17 protein-coding genes are annotated in these 16,697 nt (G+C 46.6%); 2 read left to right on the plus strand and 15 right to left on the minus strand.

Going from position 1 to position 16,697, the window contains the following annotated elements:
• Nucleotides 1-42: 42 nt before the first annotated feature.
• The 9 genes from LAJLEIBI_RS15980 to LAJLEIBI_RS16020 form a co-directional block, all read right to left on the minus strand.
• A complete protein-coding gene (locus LAJLEIBI_RS15980; RefSeq protein WP_040435046.1) occupies nt 43-786 on the minus strand; it encodes a glutamine amidotransferase in 744 nt (247 codons plus the stop codon).
• A 15-nt stretch (nt 787-801) separates the two neighbouring features.
• A complete protein-coding gene (locus LAJLEIBI_RS15985) occupies nt 802-2,076 on the minus strand; it encodes an amidohydrolase family protein (RefSeq protein WP_006443184.1) in 1,275 nt (424 codons plus the stop codon).
• 20 nt (nt 2,077-2,096) lie between these two features.
• Nucleotides 2,097-3,374, minus strand: coding sequence for a M20 family metallopeptidase (locus LAJLEIBI_RS15990; RefSeq protein ID WP_006443185.1), 1,278 nt, complete (start codon nt 3,372-3,374; stop codon nt 2,097-2,099).
• Entirely contained in the window at nt 3,367-3,990 is a 624-nt protein-coding gene (locus LAJLEIBI_RS15995; RefSeq protein ID WP_006443186.1) for a GDSL-type esterase/lipase family protein, read from the minus strand. Before LAJLEIBI_RS15995 ends, LAJLEIBI_RS15990 begins: the two co-directional genes overlap by 8 nt.
• Nucleotides 3,987-4,799, minus strand: coding sequence for an energy-coupling factor ABC transporter ATP-binding protein (locus LAJLEIBI_RS16000; RefSeq protein WP_006443187.1), 813 nt, complete (start codon nt 4,797-4,799; stop codon nt 3,987-3,989). Before LAJLEIBI_RS16000 ends, LAJLEIBI_RS15995 begins: the two co-directional genes overlap by 4 nt.
• Nucleotides 4,786-5,646, minus strand: coding sequence for an energy-coupling factor ABC transporter ATP-binding protein (locus LAJLEIBI_RS16005; protein WP_006443188.1), 861 nt, complete (start codon nt 5,644-5,646; stop codon nt 4,786-4,788). Before LAJLEIBI_RS16005 ends, LAJLEIBI_RS16000 begins: the two co-directional genes overlap by 14 nt.
• On the minus strand, nt 5,634-6,428 hold the full coding sequence (locus LAJLEIBI_RS16010) for an energy-coupling factor transporter transmembrane component T family protein (protein WP_006443189.1): 795 nt from the start codon (nt 6,426-6,428) through the stop codon (nt 5,634-5,636). The genes LAJLEIBI_RS16005 and LAJLEIBI_RS16010 overlap by 13 nt, the downstream gene beginning before the upstream one ends.
• 59 nt (nt 6,429-6,487) lie before the next feature.
• Nucleotides 6,488-7,069 (minus strand): hypothetical protein, encoded by a 582-nt coding sequence (locus LAJLEIBI_RS16015; RefSeq protein ID WP_006443190.1) that lies wholly within the window; start codon nt 7,067-7,069, stop codon nt 6,488-6,490.
• Between the two features lie 346 nt (nt 7,070-7,415).
• The gene (locus tag LAJLEIBI_RS16020) at nt 7,416-7,982 is read right to left on the minus strand and encodes an HD domain-containing protein (RefSeq protein WP_006443192.1); all 567 of its coding nucleotides are present in this window, start codon (nt 7,980-7,982) and stop codon (nt 7,416-7,418) included.
• Nucleotides 7,983-8,219: 237 nt separating this feature from the next.
• Between LAJLEIBI_RS16020 and LAJLEIBI_RS16025 the strand changes: the two genes are divergently transcribed.
• Nucleotides 8,220-8,987 carry a sulfite exporter TauE/SafE family protein gene (locus LAJLEIBI_RS16025; RefSeq protein ID WP_147570496.1) on the plus strand — a complete coding sequence of 256 codons (768 nt, stop codon included), beginning with the start codon at nt 8,220-8,222 and terminating at the stop codon, nt 8,985-8,987.
• Here LAJLEIBI_RS16025 and LAJLEIBI_RS16030 read toward each other — a convergent pair.
• The 6 genes from LAJLEIBI_RS16030 to LAJLEIBI_RS16055 all read right to left on the minus strand — a co-directional run bounded on the left by LAJLEIBI_RS16030 (nt 8,934) and on the right by LAJLEIBI_RS16055 (nt 15,876).
• Nucleotides 8,934-9,968, minus strand: a complete 1,035-nt coding sequence (locus tag LAJLEIBI_RS16030; protein ID WP_006443194.1) for a hypothetical protein — start codon at nt 9,966-9,968, stop codon at nt 8,934-8,936. The genes LAJLEIBI_RS16025 and LAJLEIBI_RS16030 overlap by 54 nt on opposite strands.
• Complete coding sequence (locus LAJLEIBI_RS16035) at nt 9,965-11,341, minus strand: efflux RND transporter periplasmic adaptor subunit (protein WP_006443195.1); 1,377 nt, start codon at nt 11,339-11,341, stop codon at nt 9,965-9,967. Before LAJLEIBI_RS16035 ends, LAJLEIBI_RS16030 begins: the two co-directional genes overlap by 4 nt.
• Before the next feature lie 11 nt (nt 11,342-11,352).
• Complete coding sequence (locus tag LAJLEIBI_RS16040; RefSeq protein WP_006443196.1) at nt 11,353-12,186, minus strand: carbohydrate ABC transporter permease; 834 nt, start codon at nt 12,184-12,186, stop codon at nt 11,353-11,355.
• Nucleotides 12,183-13,040, minus strand: a complete 858-nt coding sequence (locus LAJLEIBI_RS16045; RefSeq protein WP_006443197.1) for a carbohydrate ABC transporter permease — start codon at nt 13,038-13,040, stop codon at nt 12,183-12,185. The genes LAJLEIBI_RS16040 and LAJLEIBI_RS16045 overlap by 4 nt, the downstream gene beginning before the upstream one ends.
• A gap of 17 nt (nt 13,041-13,057) precedes the next feature.
• Nucleotides 13,058-15,289 carry an ABC transporter substrate-binding protein gene (locus tag LAJLEIBI_RS16050; RefSeq protein WP_040435048.1) on the minus strand — a complete coding sequence of 744 codons (2,232 nt, stop codon included), beginning with the start codon at nt 15,287-15,289 and terminating at the stop codon, nt 13,058-13,060.
• A 218-nt stretch (nt 15,290-15,507) separates the two neighbouring features.
• A complete protein-coding gene (locus LAJLEIBI_RS16055) occupies nt 15,508-15,876 on the minus strand; it encodes a hypothetical protein (protein WP_006443199.1) in 369 nt (122 codons plus the stop codon).
• A gap of 308 nt (nt 15,877-16,184) precedes the next feature.
• On the opposite strand from LAJLEIBI_RS16055, the gene LAJLEIBI_RS16060 reads away from it, so the two are divergent.
• Complete coding sequence (locus tag LAJLEIBI_RS16060) at nt 16,185-16,667, plus strand: helix-turn-helix domain-containing protein (protein ID WP_006443200.1); 483 nt, start codon at nt 16,185-16,187, stop codon at nt 16,665-16,667.
• Nucleotides 16,668-16,697: the final 30 nt, after the last annotated feature.

Genomic DNA, 16,697 nt, shown 5'->3' on the forward strand with positions numbered 1-16,697 from the left:
TCATGCCGAAAACGCCTGCTGCCATCGGCAGCAGGCGTAATATCAATCAGTCAGCCATCCTACGATCCCCTGCCAGATCTGATCGTAGCTTTCCCACTCACAGAATTCCGGCGGAGCCCAGTGGGGCGCGCAGTCTGCAGTAAATACCGCGCTGCGTCCTTTTCCGTATGAACCAAATGCGATAAATGGATCCCCCTCGACGACAGCCGCCACAAAAGCTTCCTCTTTGGCAACCGTTTTATTGTATCCCAGTACCTCGGGCCACTCGGTTTTGATCCCCTTCAGCGCCTCATGCTCCTTCACGATAACAGGGCGCACGCCTTCGCAGTGCTCCATCCTGTCGTCCACCGTCAGTATTTCCACCGGAAGGACTTCCTGCACCGGGGTGTCATGCCATTTTCCTTTGGCATCCACGCCGGAAAATGTAAGATATCCGCCTATCATTAAAAGAGAGCCGCCTTCCATAACATAGTCCCTGATCACCCTGGCCCGGTTCGGCATCTTTTTGCTCTGCGTGAACGTAGCCGCCGGGAGCAGAAGGGTGTTCGCCCCGATATCGGAAAGGATCACACAATCGTATGATCTCAGCTCCTCCAGCGTATACGGGAACTGCTCTGCCGCTATATGATTCGGAAGGAAATCCACCTCATAACCTCCCTTTTCCAGCGCCGCAACGAGCCACTTCTCCCCGGTCTCATAGACAGATGTATAGAAACTGTCAAATCCTTTCACATGGGTAGTGTAGCTCATCCATGATTCTCCGGCTAATAAAACTTTCTTCATTATATTTGTACCGCCTTTCTATTTTATATCGTACATGGGTAATTCTCCGATCCCCATACTTTTCTTTGTCTGAAATTTACTCACCCAGTATCCGGCCCTGCCTCCAGAACGCAGATACCTTTTTTCAAATGATACGAGCCTTCCGTTCGTCAATACATAGACCGCATGCCTCCGGTTTGGTTCTACGACCGTAATATTGGCGTATGCGCCGATACCAAGATGTCCGTAACGGCTTCTCCACTCTTCGTTTTTCGTCCTCTGCGCCAGCAGTTTTGCGGGATTGCTCGTCATAAGCGCCACCGCGTCCTTTTTGCTCAGGACTTTATTTTCTGCAAGTTCCAGCAGGCATGGGATATTGTCCCTTGTATCTCCGAAGCCTTTCATCGTCGATTGGTTCTGTCCGTCCGATACGAGGATCGTAACAACATGCTCCGCCAGCGCTTCCAGCGCCATCTGTCTTGCGGGTTCAGCCATTTTCAGTCCCTCACGGCAGCCCCCTCCCTCGCGCAGCATCGTCGTCACGAATTCTCCGCTCACTTCTTTCTGCCTGCACAGATCGATCACCTGCTTCATCGCCCGGGCAGCTTCTTCGTCTGTACCGCAGCCCGCCGCGTTGGCATGTCCAAGATGGAGATGCCTTCCTTTTGCCATCTCGAACAGATGCAGCGTATGGCCGATATCCTGCGTGTGGGAGGTAAACATAAGGTTGGCCTGATCTGTGATCGCATAGAGCTTCTGTATCTTTTCGTCCGGAAGCAGGAAGTGCCCCATGTGTTCTTTTATCCCAACCGCGTATTGGGCCGTACGGTTGACGATATTGTTATGGCTCAGCTTCCGCTCCCTGTCTTCCTGTCCCAGCGTACCGCTGAATAAAGCGGTCAGCTCCTCTTCATTTAATCTCGTCCCGAGAACATTTGCCGCGCCGAGAAAAACTCCTACGTTGAGCGGAAGACCTCTGTCCATCTCTGCTCCCAGAAGCGCCGGCGCCATAAACGTATTGCCCGCTCCCGGGGAAAGCGCTGTTGTAACTCCGTCCTCAGCGGCGCCGTATGCCGTATTCGTATGTATCTCAAAGAGGTCGCTTACATGAAGGTGTATATCGATCAGCCCCGGCCATATCTCCAGACCGGCACAATCTATCAGACGGTCCCCTTTTTCTGCACCCGCTTTATCACACACTTCTATGACCTGGTCGCCTTCGATCACGATATCCTTCACCGCTTCAATTCCATTTGACGGATCGATGAGAAGGCCATTTTTCAATATTGTATGCCTTGTATCAGTTTCATGCATGCCCAATTTACCCACATCCCTTATTCGGCGGATTCTGCCCACTCCAGAATCAGATTCGCGTAGATCTTGATAGCGTCAAGATATTGTTCCACAGTGACATATTCATTGACTGCATGACATTGTTCCAGTGAACCCGGACCGTACTGCAGTGTCGGGCAGCCCACGATATTGTGCCATGTCCTGGAATCGCACCCTGCCGGCGAACCTGTCAGTTTCACTTCATTTCCGGTCGCTTTCTTATATGCTTCTTTAAAAGCGCCTACAAAAGGATGTGCCAATTCCATCTCAAACGGATTGCCTGTCTGGTATACGCTGATCTTAGGTTTGTGATCCTTCAGCCATTCGTCTCCTTCACAGCATCTGAGTATGGCGCCGGTATATTCTTCCACTACCTGCTCATGGCTCATCAGATTCGGGAGGTAATGGACACATGTCTTAAAGCAGCAGTGATCCGGAATCGTGGAGCCGGCCTCCCCGCCATAGATGACCCCTACATTGCTTGACGGCGGCGGTAAAAGAGGGTGCTTATACTTTAGCAGCCAGCGGTGCTCCAGCTCATTGATGGCATCCATCAGTTTCCCTGCTTTTTCGATGGCATTCACTCCTGCCAGCTTTAATCCGGAATGGACCGCGATCCCTTCCACTTCCACCTGAAAGAATACCCATCCCATATGTGCCACGATCAGCTCATAGTTCGTAGGCTCGCATACCACGACCGCATCGGCTTTCACACCGCTCACCGCCGCGCAGAGAGAGCCGTTGCCCCCGCCTTCTTCATCGCATACAGACGCGTACTTTACAGTGACCGGCAGCTCGATACCTGCGTCTTTCAGAAGCGCGGTCGCCATTACAGATGCCATAAGCCCTGCTTTCATATCGGCCACGCCAAGCCCGGTGATCCTGTTTTCGATGACCGCGGGGCTTAAGGGCGGTATACACCAGTTCTCTTCATTCTCCGCAGGCATATGGTCAATGTGCCCGTTAAACAGGATGGAACGCTCAGATTTTCCCTTAAAGCTGGCGTAGACGTTGTACCGGTTGTCGTAATTATGTCCGGTATTCCCTTCCCTGTACTGTTCTTTGCATTTCACAATACTGTCTTCTTTCAGCGGATCCTTTACGACTTCCTCTGCCCCGAGCCCGCAAAACAGCTCTGCCATAAAGTCCTGCCCTTCTGCCTCCAGGCCGCCCTCGATACCGTGGCCGATATCATGCGTGTCGATGGAAACAAGTTTTAACAAATAGTCTATATACTTTTGTTTATTCTCTTCCAATGCCTTTTCAATTCTCTTATTCATCACGTTCCTCCTTACGTGCGATCATTTGATATACAGCTTCCGCAAGTCTTCGATGTCCTTCTTTATCCAGATGGATCTTATCGTATTCTCCTGCGCTTGTGACCTTCTCTGCGTTCAGATATCTCCATCCACGCCGCAATGCCAGACTTTCATAACAGGCCGCAAGCTTTCTGCTTTTTTCTTCCGCCCCTGTGCCAAATTCATTGTAAAACGGGCTCTTTTCAAGGTCAGCAAGCACTGGCGGTGCCGCTAGTATGATGCCCGCGCCGGCGCGTTCAAATACGTCCGCCACCTGCCCGATCCCAAGTGCGATCGCTTCCACATCCGCGCCATACTGTTCTTTACAGTCATTCGTTCCAAGCATGATAACTGCGATGTCGACAGGCGCATTGACGGCGGCGCATACTTCTGCCTCCTTCAGGCCATTGACAAAGGGCTCGGATGCACTGTCAAAACAGGTCGTCCTGCCGCAAAGTCCATTCTCCGTCACCCGGTATCCCGGACCCAGTTTTTGGCTTAACAGTCCCGGATAACGCTCCTCCCACATGAGTCTGCCGTCCGTTTCCGGCCGGTAACCCCACGTATTTGAATCTCCGTAGCACAGCACCTGTCTCATGAGACCCTCACTTCTTTATAGCGTTTTACAAACTCCCGGGCGTTCAATATATCTTTTCCCAGCCCTATACTGTCTGCGATCTGCCCGATCTGGGGACGTTTTATCTTGCTCTGCCGTAATATATCATCATCGCGGAATATGTCCCGGACGTTTCCGTCTTTTATGATCTTTTTATTCGCCATAGCGACGACCCGTTCAAAGTTATTGGCGGCAAATTCCATATCATGGGTGATCGTCACTACGCCGATCTCTTTCTTCTCCAGTTCCCCCAGCACCCGCGTGAGAACCTTGATCCCCGTCAGATCCTGTCCCGCCGTAGGCTCGTCCAGGATCATGTACTGCGGCCTCGTTGCCAGGATGGCGGCGATCGTCACGAACTTTCTCGTCACATATGGGATCTCAAAGGGATTCATGCTTAAGTAAGATTCTATCTCCAGTAATTCCGCGACCTCTTTCACTCTCTTTTCTACTTCTTTATCATCCAGTTTATAATATTTTGGCATATACGCTATTTCGGCATATACGGTCTGGTTAAATATCTGGTCGTCGGGGTTCTGGAATACGTAACCGACCTGCCGCGCTATCTGGGCGGTCGTATAATCCTTTGTGTTTCTGCCTTCTACAAGTACATCCCCTTTGCATGGCTTATGCAGGCCGTTCATCATTTTTACCGCAGTCGTCTTACCCGCGCCGTTCTGCCCTACTATGGCAACTCTTTCTCCCCTTTTTACGATCAGGTTTAAGTCGTCGTTCGCCAAAAATCCGTTAGGATACTGAAAGCTGGCGTTTCTCAATTCAATTTGATTCATATCCGGCCTCCCCTTTTTGCAGCAGGTCAATACACTCTTCTGTTGTGACCGGCACGCGCGGAAGCACAATGCCGTTAAGTCTTAATTCCCGCTCTAAAATAACTGCCTGAGGCAGCATCGTCCCGTGCTCCAGAAGTTCCAGATCGCTCAGCACTGTCCTGGCGTCTCCCTTTTTAAGCAGCTCGCCCTTCTGAAACACCAGCACCTCATCCGCATACTCAGCGATGAGATCTACCTTATGTTCCACCAGAATAATTGTCTTTCCCTGTTCCTTCAGCATGTGTATGATCTCAAAAATACGTTCTGTTCCTTCCGGATCAAGCTGGGACGTAGGTTCATCTATCACAAATATATCCGAATCCATGGCAATGATCGACGCAAAGGCTACTCTCTGCCTCTGCCCGCCGGACAGGCGGTTCGGGTCGTTTTGAAGCAGCTCTTCTATCTTCAGCAGTTTCGCAACCTCGATCACTTTCTCTATCATCCGGGCCTTTGGGACTCCCAGGTTCTCAAGCCCCAATGCGATCTCCTCAAACACCGTCTTCCTGACACCGCTGATCTGTGTAAATGGATTTTGAAAAATATAACCCATCTTCGTAGACAGGACATCTACGTCGATCTTTCTGATGTCCTCTCCGTTTATCGTCATATCTCCGACTAGTTTACCGTTATAGAAATGTGGGATAAGCCCCCGCAGCAGATTGCAGAATGTGGTCTTTCCTCCGGCATTTTCACCGATAACCCCATAAAACTTTCCCAGCTCCAGCGAACAGGATATGTTCTTAAGCGCCGGCTCTTTCATAAGCGGATATGTATAAGTGACTTCCTTTAATTCTATATAAGCCATAAAGCAATCCTCCCTGCTATCAATCCGACAAAGGCAAGGTCAAACAAGATAACAATAACCTTCTCCTTTATCGCCACCTCCGGAAGTTCCGACAAAAATGTGTGCGCAACGGGCGCTGAAAAAGCTCTGGCATCCATCGCGATGGATTTCTCTTCCGTGCTGGATATGGCGTTGAGCACAAGCGGCCCCATGACCGGTATATATGCCTTCGCCCGCTTCAGAAGATTTCCTTCCGTTTCTATACCCCTTGCTTTTTGTGACTCCATAATGACCTGTGCGTTCTGCTTCAGATCTGTGATCGTCTGAAACGACGACAGGATGACAAATGATACCATATGTGAAACACCCTTTTTTTCCAGGGCATATGTAAATTCATCCATAGGCGTTGTCTTTACAAACAATATAAACGCGCCGCTGAATGCCAGAACGAGCGCTACGATATTAAGTCCTGACTGTATGCTCTCCGTCGTCACACAGATTCCCCAGAGCCGGAACAGAACATGCTCCCCCGGCGCGAACGCTGCTTTTACCACAAACAGGAACACCCCGAACAAAAGCAATACCTTCCAGTATAAAGAAAAGAACGAACGGAAGCATCCCGCCGCGGCAGAAAGTAATATAAACAACAGTACCATTCCAAAACCATAAAAGTAATTTTGAACGATAAACGGGGACAGCCCGAGTACGAGCATTAAATTGACTTTACTCATGGGATTCAGGTCTCTTATGGCATTACCTGTTCTTTTTGGATTCATATACTGTCTCGCAAAATCATAATCCATCTAATCTTCCTCCTTTTGGAAAAGATTGCAGCCATATGCCGTATGACTGCAATCATCCTCTACTGCTCTTCTTTGATGAAATGTTTTCCGTTTGGAAGCTTCACAACAAAACGTGCAGGCATTGCCTTTAAGACAAAGAATATAATGATCAGACAAATGATCTTATCGATCAGCTCGGATGACAGCTCACTTACAAAGGTAGCCGGCAGCACATCCCAGCCTGCCGCCATAAGTGTTGTAACGATCACGCTGGCCCCCGTTCCGACAAACCCGCCGTATAAGGTCGCTGTGATCGGAACAGCAATGCACGTACTGATGATCGCAATGATCACACCATTGATCGGCGCTTTCCAGAATTTGGAGAACATTTGCTTTTTTGCCAAAAATGAACCGAGAAAACCAAACAGCACACCTATGACCGTGTATGGCAGAAGTGTCGGCAGTGATATGGCATTGATCAGTCCGCATCCCAATCCTACCAGAGCTCCCGGAACACCTCCGCATAAAGCTCCGACAACAAACGTTCCGATACTGTCTAAAAATACAGGTAATTTCAACAGCACCGCAAGCTGTCCGCCTACTACGTTAACCGCAATACCAATTGGGATCAAAAAAATAGTTAACTTGTTAAATTTCTTCATGTTTTTCCTCCTCTTACATTGACTTTTCTCTCTTTGTTGCGTAAATACGTTTGGTAAACCGTTTTTCCAAATGTTTTAACAACATCATACTTTACAATTACGAAAGTGTCAATCGTGATATTTCGACGATTTATACGATATATTTTTGTCAATTGTCACAATTCTATCTTTTATTTTCTCTATTTTCAACAAAATATCGGCGGATTTTTGTGCATAACGCATTTTAATAAACCGATTTACCAAATGAAAAAAAAGAACTGCCGCTTCCGCAGATATCATCTATCTGCTTCTGCCACAGCTCCTTTACTGCTTCTCTCTATACTTTCTCTACAAAATGCCTTGGTCCTTACGCCAGCCCGAGAACGTCCGCTATCGCCCCCATCTCCTCCAGAGCAACATCGATCAGATCATCCAGGCTCAGACCGGTGAACTCTATCATCTCCATATAATCCCTGTTGGCCCCCGCCGCGAACCGCAGTTCATTAAAGCGCTTCATCACCGACTTATGCTTGACGCTGGCGATCCTTTTATCAGGATATATCTGCGCGACCGCTTTTACAAAACCACTCATCGGGTCTGCCGCCAGCACTGCGTACTGAAGCTTCGTCTTGGCCTTCATGCCGCACTTCGGATTGTGCGCCTTGATGGCGTCAAAGAGCACCGGATCGTCGATCCCCTCTTTTTTCAGTATCTCCACGGAAGTCGGCCCGTGCACGCTTATATCGTTCTGCCAGTCGCACTGCTCCTCATCGAGATCATGGAGAAGTCCGACGATCCCCCAGTATTCCACCTCATCCGGAGCCAGACGCCTGGCAAGACCTTTCATGATCGCCTCCACCGCGTAAGAATGCGTGATATAGTTTTCACCTTTCATATATTTCATCAAGATATCATGAGCCTGTTCTCTGTTCATTATGCCCGTCCTCCTTCTATATCTCATATGCCATATATTCTACCACACCGGGAAATAATTGTGAATACATACATCTGCCGTGATTTTCCGGTTCCGCCGGTATTTACATTGATTCTGCCGCCTGTTTCCTGTATAATCTACATGGAATTTGATCCCGTTACAGGCGGACCGGTAAGAACGTCCGCAGACAGCGGCGCAGCCCGCTGTCCTGAGAATACGAAAGGAATATATGTAATCATGGAATTGACGATACAGACGTTTATAATTGTATGCCCGCTTTTGTTTCTGGCGGGCATGGTAGATGCCATCGGCGGGGGCGGAGGACTCATCTCGCTGCCCGCCTATCTCCTCGCCGGACTTCCTCCCCACGCGGCGGTCGCAACGAATAAAATGTCGTCCCCTTTCGGGACCGCGCTGGCAACCTACCGCTTTGCCAGAAATCATCTCATCAATGTAAAGCTTGCCGTTCCTTCTATATTTGCCGCAGTCGCAGGCTCCTTCATCGGATCACATATCTCACTGCTTGTTCCGGAGAAGGTTATGGCGTACGTCCTTGTGATCATACTGCCGCTCTCTGCCTTTCTCGTGCTGAACAAAAAGCTCTTTAACGACAGCGGCGCAGAAGAAGTCACGCTGGATGGACGCACCTACATCACCGCCGTTGCCGCCGCATTTATCATTGGCGGCTATGACGGCTTTTACGGCCCGGGAACCGGTACTTTTCTGATCATCGCGTTTACCATATTTGCAAAGCTCAGCATTAAGACTGCCAACGCACAGGCAAAAGTGATCAACCTGACTACCAACGTTACCTCTCTTATCATTTTTCTTCTGAACGGGCAGGTCCTCATTCCGCTTGGCCTTGCCGCCGCGGCCTGCAATATGCTGGGCGGGTATATCGGCGCGGGACTCGTCATGAAAAATGGGGCGAAGGTCGCAAAGCCGAGTATACTACTCGTGCTCGCGCTGCTTGCGTTTAAAATAATCGGAAACGGAAATATCTAATGCTTTTCTCGTGCTCAGCTTCCGCCAGCTCAATACGCTGGCGGCAAGTCCCGATACCGCCAGGAACAGACCGGCAAACCATGCTTTTTCCGGATAAAACTTCTCCTTTGAGAACATGAATTCCAGGTTATTTCTTTGCTCTTCTATGAGTGTTGACCAGAATTCTCTGTCAGAGAAATGAGTAGGCACAATGTCCCTCGGAATCCCCGGCAGCTGCGTACATATGACCGCTCCCGCCGCGATCAGGACGAGGAGCAGTATGACATTTATACTTTCTTTATCTCTCCTTTTCCAATGCCTGTACAAAGACCGGCACAGAATGAGAACATAGACGAGAAAAGCGGCTCCACAAATAAAATGAGGAAAACTGTAGTCGATACAGCGTAAACGGACGCCCAGCCTTTCTTCCAACTGGTCTTTTATCATTTTCTGGCTTTTATCCGGGCTGCCCGCGGCTGTTATCTCTGTAAACGTATGTGCGGACTCACTATTTCCGTAATATAAAAACAGATTTCTGCTGCCTTTTATTACATCTTGTATTTTATATTTTTGTTCATTGTAGACAATATGTAAATTTTTAACATCTGCCGAGCCGAATAAACTGCATGCCAAACCTTCGCTTATAATGCACGTGTTCGGATATGCCCTGTCGAATGTCCTGCTGTCCGGAAATATGAGATCCGCGCGTTCAGTCACGGCAACCGCAGTTGTAAATGTAGATTTATTTAACTCCTGTACGGCAACCTCCTCATTTTTCTTCTCATTCCAGGCAGCAAACGCTGTCGGGGCGTCTGTCCTCTCGTTTTCACGCTGCAGCCTGCGGACCATCTCCGCCGTTATCTCATTCTCGCTGTTGAACCTGGTAAGCCAGACCTTGTCCTCAACCTGTCTCATCTTTTGATTGCCCGCCAGAAAAAGTATCTGCGAAAATAATGCCAGCCCAAAACATATTATCGTCTTTATGCTTTCTTTATTTTTCATTGTTCTTCCTTTTTCACACGGCTTCCGTCCTCAACATACCGGGAAGACTCAACCACGATCTCTTCACTGCCGGACACGCCCTCTATCGCTGCGTAATTCTCATTCTTATCTATAACCTTTACATTTCTTTTTGCCGCCGTCCATTCTTCCCCTAACAACGTTTCTTTTTTCTTCAGGACAAACACATAATATTTTTCTTCCGAATCGAGATGAAGCGCCTCCCTCTCCACCACAAGCGGATAATGCTCAGCCTCCGTCGTAAGCGTTACCGGCACCTGGCTGCCGATCAGAAAATCAGAATAAGGAATATCGATTTTTATTTCAATAGCCTGTGTCGCCTGATCTGCCAGCCTGACAGATGTGATCGGAAACGACCGCTGTTCGATCTCCACCATCGTTCCCTCACGCAAAAGTTCTTTACCTTCCTCTGTAAATGACGCGACCACTTCCAGACCCTCGTTCTTATCTGCCAGTATCATATCTGCGCCGTTCATGGTTCTTGTGCCTGCGCTGATCAAAATCTCCTTGACAACGCCGTCCTTTGGAGCGGTAATTTTGTCGTCTGTTATTATCTCTTTCAATTGGGACAACTCTTTTTGCTTTTGGGCGGCCGCGATATCATTCTGCTGCGCAGTTGTATTTTCCGGCTCGCCAATGCCCGCTTTTTCCAGTTCCTGTCTTGCGGCGCGGACTATATTATCCTGATCCTCCACCACCTGGCCATATGACCGCTCTTTCTCCCCGATCTCAGTCTCATATGTATCCAGCTGTTCCTCCAGTTGTTCAATGAGCGCTTTTAACTCTTCACTCTTCTGGCTGTTTCCCTCCTGGACCGCTTTGTCATATTCCTGTTTCTTTTCCGCCAGCTTATCCTTTCCCGTCTTTTGTTTTTCATAGGCGCTGTCTATATCCTGCTGCGCGCGTTTCAGATTATCTGTCCTGTTTGAGACGGCGGCCTCATAATTTTCTGCCAGATGTCCATAGTTCACTGTCTCGTTTTTTTCAGTTCTGTTATTCTGATTTGTCACCTCTTCCGACTGTAACTGCAGAGTCTTTATCTCGTCCTCTTTCTGAGCGACCATTTTTCTGGCATCCTCAATATCTATGTGATATAATACATCCCCGGCCTTCACTTGCTCTCCCGGCATGACATCTACCTGTGATACAAGAAGCCCCTCCGCCGTCACGACCAGCATCTCGTTCTTGCCTCTGACCTCCCCGTTTCCTTCAATCGATTTATCGATTTCTTTTCCCCTGGCAAAGTCTGTCCTGACCTTAATGATACACAAATTATCGATCACTCTTGAAATGATCGTCAGCAAAAGCATACTTGCGAAAAAATATACCACACATTTTCTGAATTTTCTTTTCATAACGTCCTCTTTTATTTCTTACTTGTTACATCCTCTTCTATGCAGCTAAGTCCATACAAATATACCAATACGAGCGGAAGCAGGCTGAGCACCGCAGCCACAAAATTCCCTCCCACCTTGTCCATTTTTGCGTTTGGCAGGTACAGCGACAGCGGCCATAATGTCTTCGTCTTGAAAAAAAGCAGCGGCTGCTCTATGATATTAAAACATTCCGCGGCGCTTAAAACAGCCGCGGCCAGCAGTCCCGTCCTGCATAACGGAAGACCGATATATATAAATATCTTCCATTCACTTGCCCCTTCTGTCCGGGCTGCGTCAATAATATGATCCGGTATTTTCTTAAAGAAATAATACAGGATAAAAATAAACTGCGGTGAAAAAACCATCGGTAAGATCACCGCCCATATTGTATCCGTCAGCCCCAGCCTGTCCATCACAAGATATTGGGGCAGCATAAGCACTTGAAAAGGCAGGATCAACAGTATGATATATAACCTGAGCACGGACTTCTTTCCCGGAAAATCATAAACCGCCAGTCCCCACGCCGCTGAAATATTAACGATGCACTGCAGCGCCAGCGTGATCAGCGCGATTTTTATTGTATTCCAGAATGCCGTAAAAAACTCAGGCGAGTCAAACAGAACCTTAATATAAGACCAGATATTGGGATTTTCCGGAAGCATGGACCAGGACGTATATCTTCCCTTTACCGCCCCGAATATAACTCCTATTTTTTCAATGAGCTCCCCTTCCCCCATGAAAGAACCAGTCACGAGAAACACTATCGGATAGCACATTGCGATTATCAAGAGCAGCATAATAAAGTGGGGCAGCTTCTTTCTCATAATTCCAGTCCTTTCCTGACACACACCCTGAGCAGTAAAAAAAGCGCCAGCACTGTGATCACCAGCTGTATGACCGCGCCTGCAGACAGGTTTGCCACCTGCAGATCCCGGAACCAGTTGTTAAAAAGATGCTGCAGCATATATATGCTCTCCGCCGGATATTCCCCGGCGATCAGATACGCCTCCCGGTAAATCTTAAAAGAATTGACCAGGGCCAGCATAGTAATACACAGAAAGTAGTAAACCAGATTAGGGCAGACGATATACAGAAACCTCTGCCTCCCGTTTGCCCCGTCTATTCTGGCGGCCTCTGTCATCGCAGATGGTATCGCAGATATCCCCGCTATCCACAGTACAATGGCAAAACCGATATTTCTCCACAGAAATGTGAGGACAAGCACCCCCATCGCATATTTGTCGTTCATCCAGTCCACCCCGCCGCCCGGAGGAAACTGCAGTATTTTGTTCAGAAAGCCATACTCGTGAAATATGGCGTTCCACAGTATAACGACCGTAGAAACAGGTATTACCATGGGTAAAAGAACTCCCGTCTGGACCCATTTGCTGTTCTTGATCCGCGAGGCAATAAAGTACGCGATAAGTAATGAAAGAACGATCAGCAGCGGAATGCTGACGCATGTGAAATAAACAGTGTTTTTTACCGCTAATCTAAACGCGCTGTTAGACAGGACCTTCTCATAATTGACAAAAGACGGATTCCCGTTTCCTCCGGTCACATTAAAGCTTCTCAGTAAAATACCCATATATGGAAGCAAAACAAAGATGCAGACTCCCAGAAAGCTGGGGATGATAAATAAGATCCCCAGCCGCTTTCTCTTTTTGAGATATCTCATAATAAACCCTCTATAGTCTATTCTTTATTATATAACGCGACCTTTTCCGCCGCATCGCCGACAGCTTCTGCCAGCGTCTTCTTTTCAAGGCAGTAATTACTTGCCTCTCCCATGATCGTGTCTCTTAACCTGGCGTCCCCATATTCAAAGTGTACCGCTTTATTTAATTCTTTTTCAAGTTCATCATAATCTTTATCATTCAGGCCGATACCGTTTATAGCGATCATCTTCGGATCGTCTCCAAAACCAAACTCCGATATCTTGTATGGCTCCTGCTTCTCATTATTGACAAGGGCTTTTTTTAAAGCCTTCTTTTGAACGGGAAGTGCCAACAGGCTCTGGCTGAACGTCTCCTGTCCGTCATTTAGTGCGAATTCAAGAAATTCTTTCGCCTCCTCATCCTTTGCCGACTGTTTAGACACTCCCATTATCAATTTATCTTTATAGACGATGGAATCATTATTATGTACGTATCCCTGTTCATATCCTTCTTGCTTCACAAGATATTTGGATGCAAAAAAACTGTCCTGATTAAAATACGGCGCCATTATAAATGGCAGCTGATCATAATAGATCCATTGAACTTCCGTGTCCATCGCTGCTAACTCCGAGAATTCAAACAACTTGCTGCCCCGCTCTTCTCCCAGGGAATTCCCTGAAAGCTTATACAGCCTGTTTAAGTTCGTATACAGTTCTGACAGCTTCTCTCTGTCCAAGCCCCCTTCTTCGGAAAAGCACCGGGAGATATTCTGAATATATACAATATTTGCACTCTCAGATAAATTGAGGTCACATATTGCGAAGTCTGTATTTTCTTTCTCCGCCTCATCAAGAAATGCATTCGTATCTTCAAAAGCATCTACCATATTTTTACTGCCTACGATACCGTATATCTGGAACCCCAGCGGCAGTGCATACTGTACATTTCCGTCACTGTAAGGAGCCAGCATATTTTCAAAGATATTCTTTCTTATCTTGTCCATATCCAGAATATCTGTTATATCCTTCAGCAAGCCTTCCTCATAATATGTGCCGGCCGTCAGGCCGTCCATTATGAGAATATCCGGTCCGTTTCCTGCCAATAACTCTGTGTTTAAAAGCTTGACAGCATCTGCCTGCGTCTTTCCATCCTCGGATGTGTAGCCATACACGATCTCAACGGGACTGTCCGGATGTTTGACATTAAAGGCATCTGCCAGAACTTCAAGCTCATAGTTCTCCGTCAGACTGTATATTTTAAGCGCCTGTTTCTTGATCTCAAACCCTTTCTTATCATACACATACTTATTTAACTTCACCTGGCCTGTACTCAATGTATAAGATATATAAAGCTCTCCGGCCTTTACAGAAAGTATCTGATAACGGATCCCGTTCTTCAGATCAAAATACTTTAAATCTAATTCTTCCTTCTGTTTTCCGGAACCTATGTCATAGGAGTATAATTTTCCCCCGCTCAGTTTATATATGACATCCGCATCGGGATCTGCATACGCCTCGTACTCACCTTCGTCATACTGTAAATACTTGATCACTCCTTCATCTCCATCCGCGGCAGCGCCGGAGTCTGCATCCATACAATAGACTTTTCCGCTGTCCAGTACGGTATAGACAATATTCTTTACAGCTACCATATCGACTACTTCAGCATCCAGATCCCTGACTTCCTTATTCTCGTAATTCAATTCGCCTTTGTCGGTAAAGGAATATATGATCTGTGCGTTATCAATTCCTATCATTTCCCCATCACGCTTCACTGCCACACTGAAAAGATTATCTTCCGCATATTTATCGCCGCTTGACAGATCCAGCTGTAATTCTTTACCGGTTCCGTCTTTTCCTATCATAAAATATTTTGGGGCCAGAGCCTGTGCTTCCTCCTCACTTCCGGCAGACAACGCATGATAAAGAACCGAAACATAACTCTCATTTTCATCTATAAATTTTGCGTCAAACACAGCGCTGTCAGAAAGTCCTTCAAAGCTTTCATTGACCTGCTTCCACTCATTCGCCTTCCCGTCCAGTTCAAAAATCCTGCCTGTTTCCGACTCGGTGTCCGTCAGAATAGAAAGACTTCCCTCTTTTGTTTCCATCATGTCGTAAATGATTCCCACACCCTCAGGCAGAGTAAGCTGTTCTTCCTTGTAGTGCACCATCTTTTTTTCTTCCTTATTTTTGGAGCACCCTGCCGTTCCCCCTGCTAAAAGAGACAAAATAATGAAAGCAGTAAAAACCTTATATTTCCTTTTCATCAGACCCTTCCTCCCCTCCATAAAAATGCCTGTTATATAATTTCATGTTAATGTTACCCCCTGTAAATGTCAAGAATTTCCTTATTGCATATTGTCAACCACTGGTTGCTGCGTTTAAGAAGGCGTTATAAAAACCGACAGCATTTCACTGTCGGTTTTAGTAATGCTGAATACATCAGCTAAATGGAATTTTTCAGTTACTTAAAACATAGAAAGATTTACCTGAATCCGGTTACATTAATATTTACTATTCCACCTTTCTCCCCCGGTAAAGCCCACAGTCCCGAAGTATGCGCCCCGTAATTTTTATTACTGTTATACCTGTAGGCAGACTTGGAGTGGTTATTATATACGCAGAACCAGAATGAACTGTTTTTTACAACTTTAGTAACCTTCCCATTTGAGACGGTACCATTCGTATTAAGCTGAAACGTCATAGTAGCATCTACAGCTGAGGAATTGGTGCCTACGCCGGTCCGCGTCTGTGTTTTTGTAGCCGCAAAACTTGGAACCGAGAAAACACTTACCAATAAAGCAATTGCAAGAACTGTACTTAATTTTTTGAATACCTTTTTCTTTCTTTGCATAACTTTTCTCCTTTTCTCTTAATAAATCCAGATATTCTGTATAATACAGGCTGATGTATTCTTGTAGGAAACTGCAGCTGCTGATATTACCTACTTTATGGTCTCAGTGTAATGTCACCCGCTGCAGTTTTCAAGGAACCATCTGTTGCAAACCGTCAACTTTCAGTTTCCCCTATATCGGCCTGCTATTTTACTAAACACAGCAAAGAATTTACAGACTCATTTACGCAGTCCGGGACCATATACTGGTACTTTCTGCGCATATATGCTATATTTTATTTTAAATCGTCGAGCAGAGAGGCTTTTTTATGAAGGAAATAAAAACACTTGGGGAAAATTTGAAAAGCGCAAGGCAGAAAAAGCAATTCACGCAGGAGTACGTTTCCAGACAATTGAATATATCAAGACAGGCAATTTCCAAATGGGAAACAGGAAAAGGCTATCCGGATTTGGATAACCTCGTATTATTGAGCAATTTATATGATGTTTCACTGGACGAGCTGATGAATAATAAAAACAAACTTCAAAAAAGCTTCAGAATATCGAACTCTTCTCCCTGCAGCGAAGAGTTACTCTTCGCACACATTGAGGAACTTCAGCTTGCCGTCATATTATCAATATCCTGCCTTTTCCCTCCAATAGGTTTATTAGCTCCTATAGGCGTACTGATCTGGATGAAAAAAAAGAAAAAATACTATAAGACAATAGTTATTTTCTCCGTTTTTTTGTACGTTGCCAAATTATTACAGCTTTTGTTCCATATTAAATATAGTCTTTCATTTTTCCAGTAACTATTCGTTTACAATAGTAAAATTACCGCG

This window comes from [Clostridium] hylemonae DSM 15053 (genome assembly GCF_008281175.1).
Lineage (GTDB): Bacteria > Bacillota > Clostridia > Lachnospirales > Lachnospiraceae > Extibacter > Extibacter hylemonae.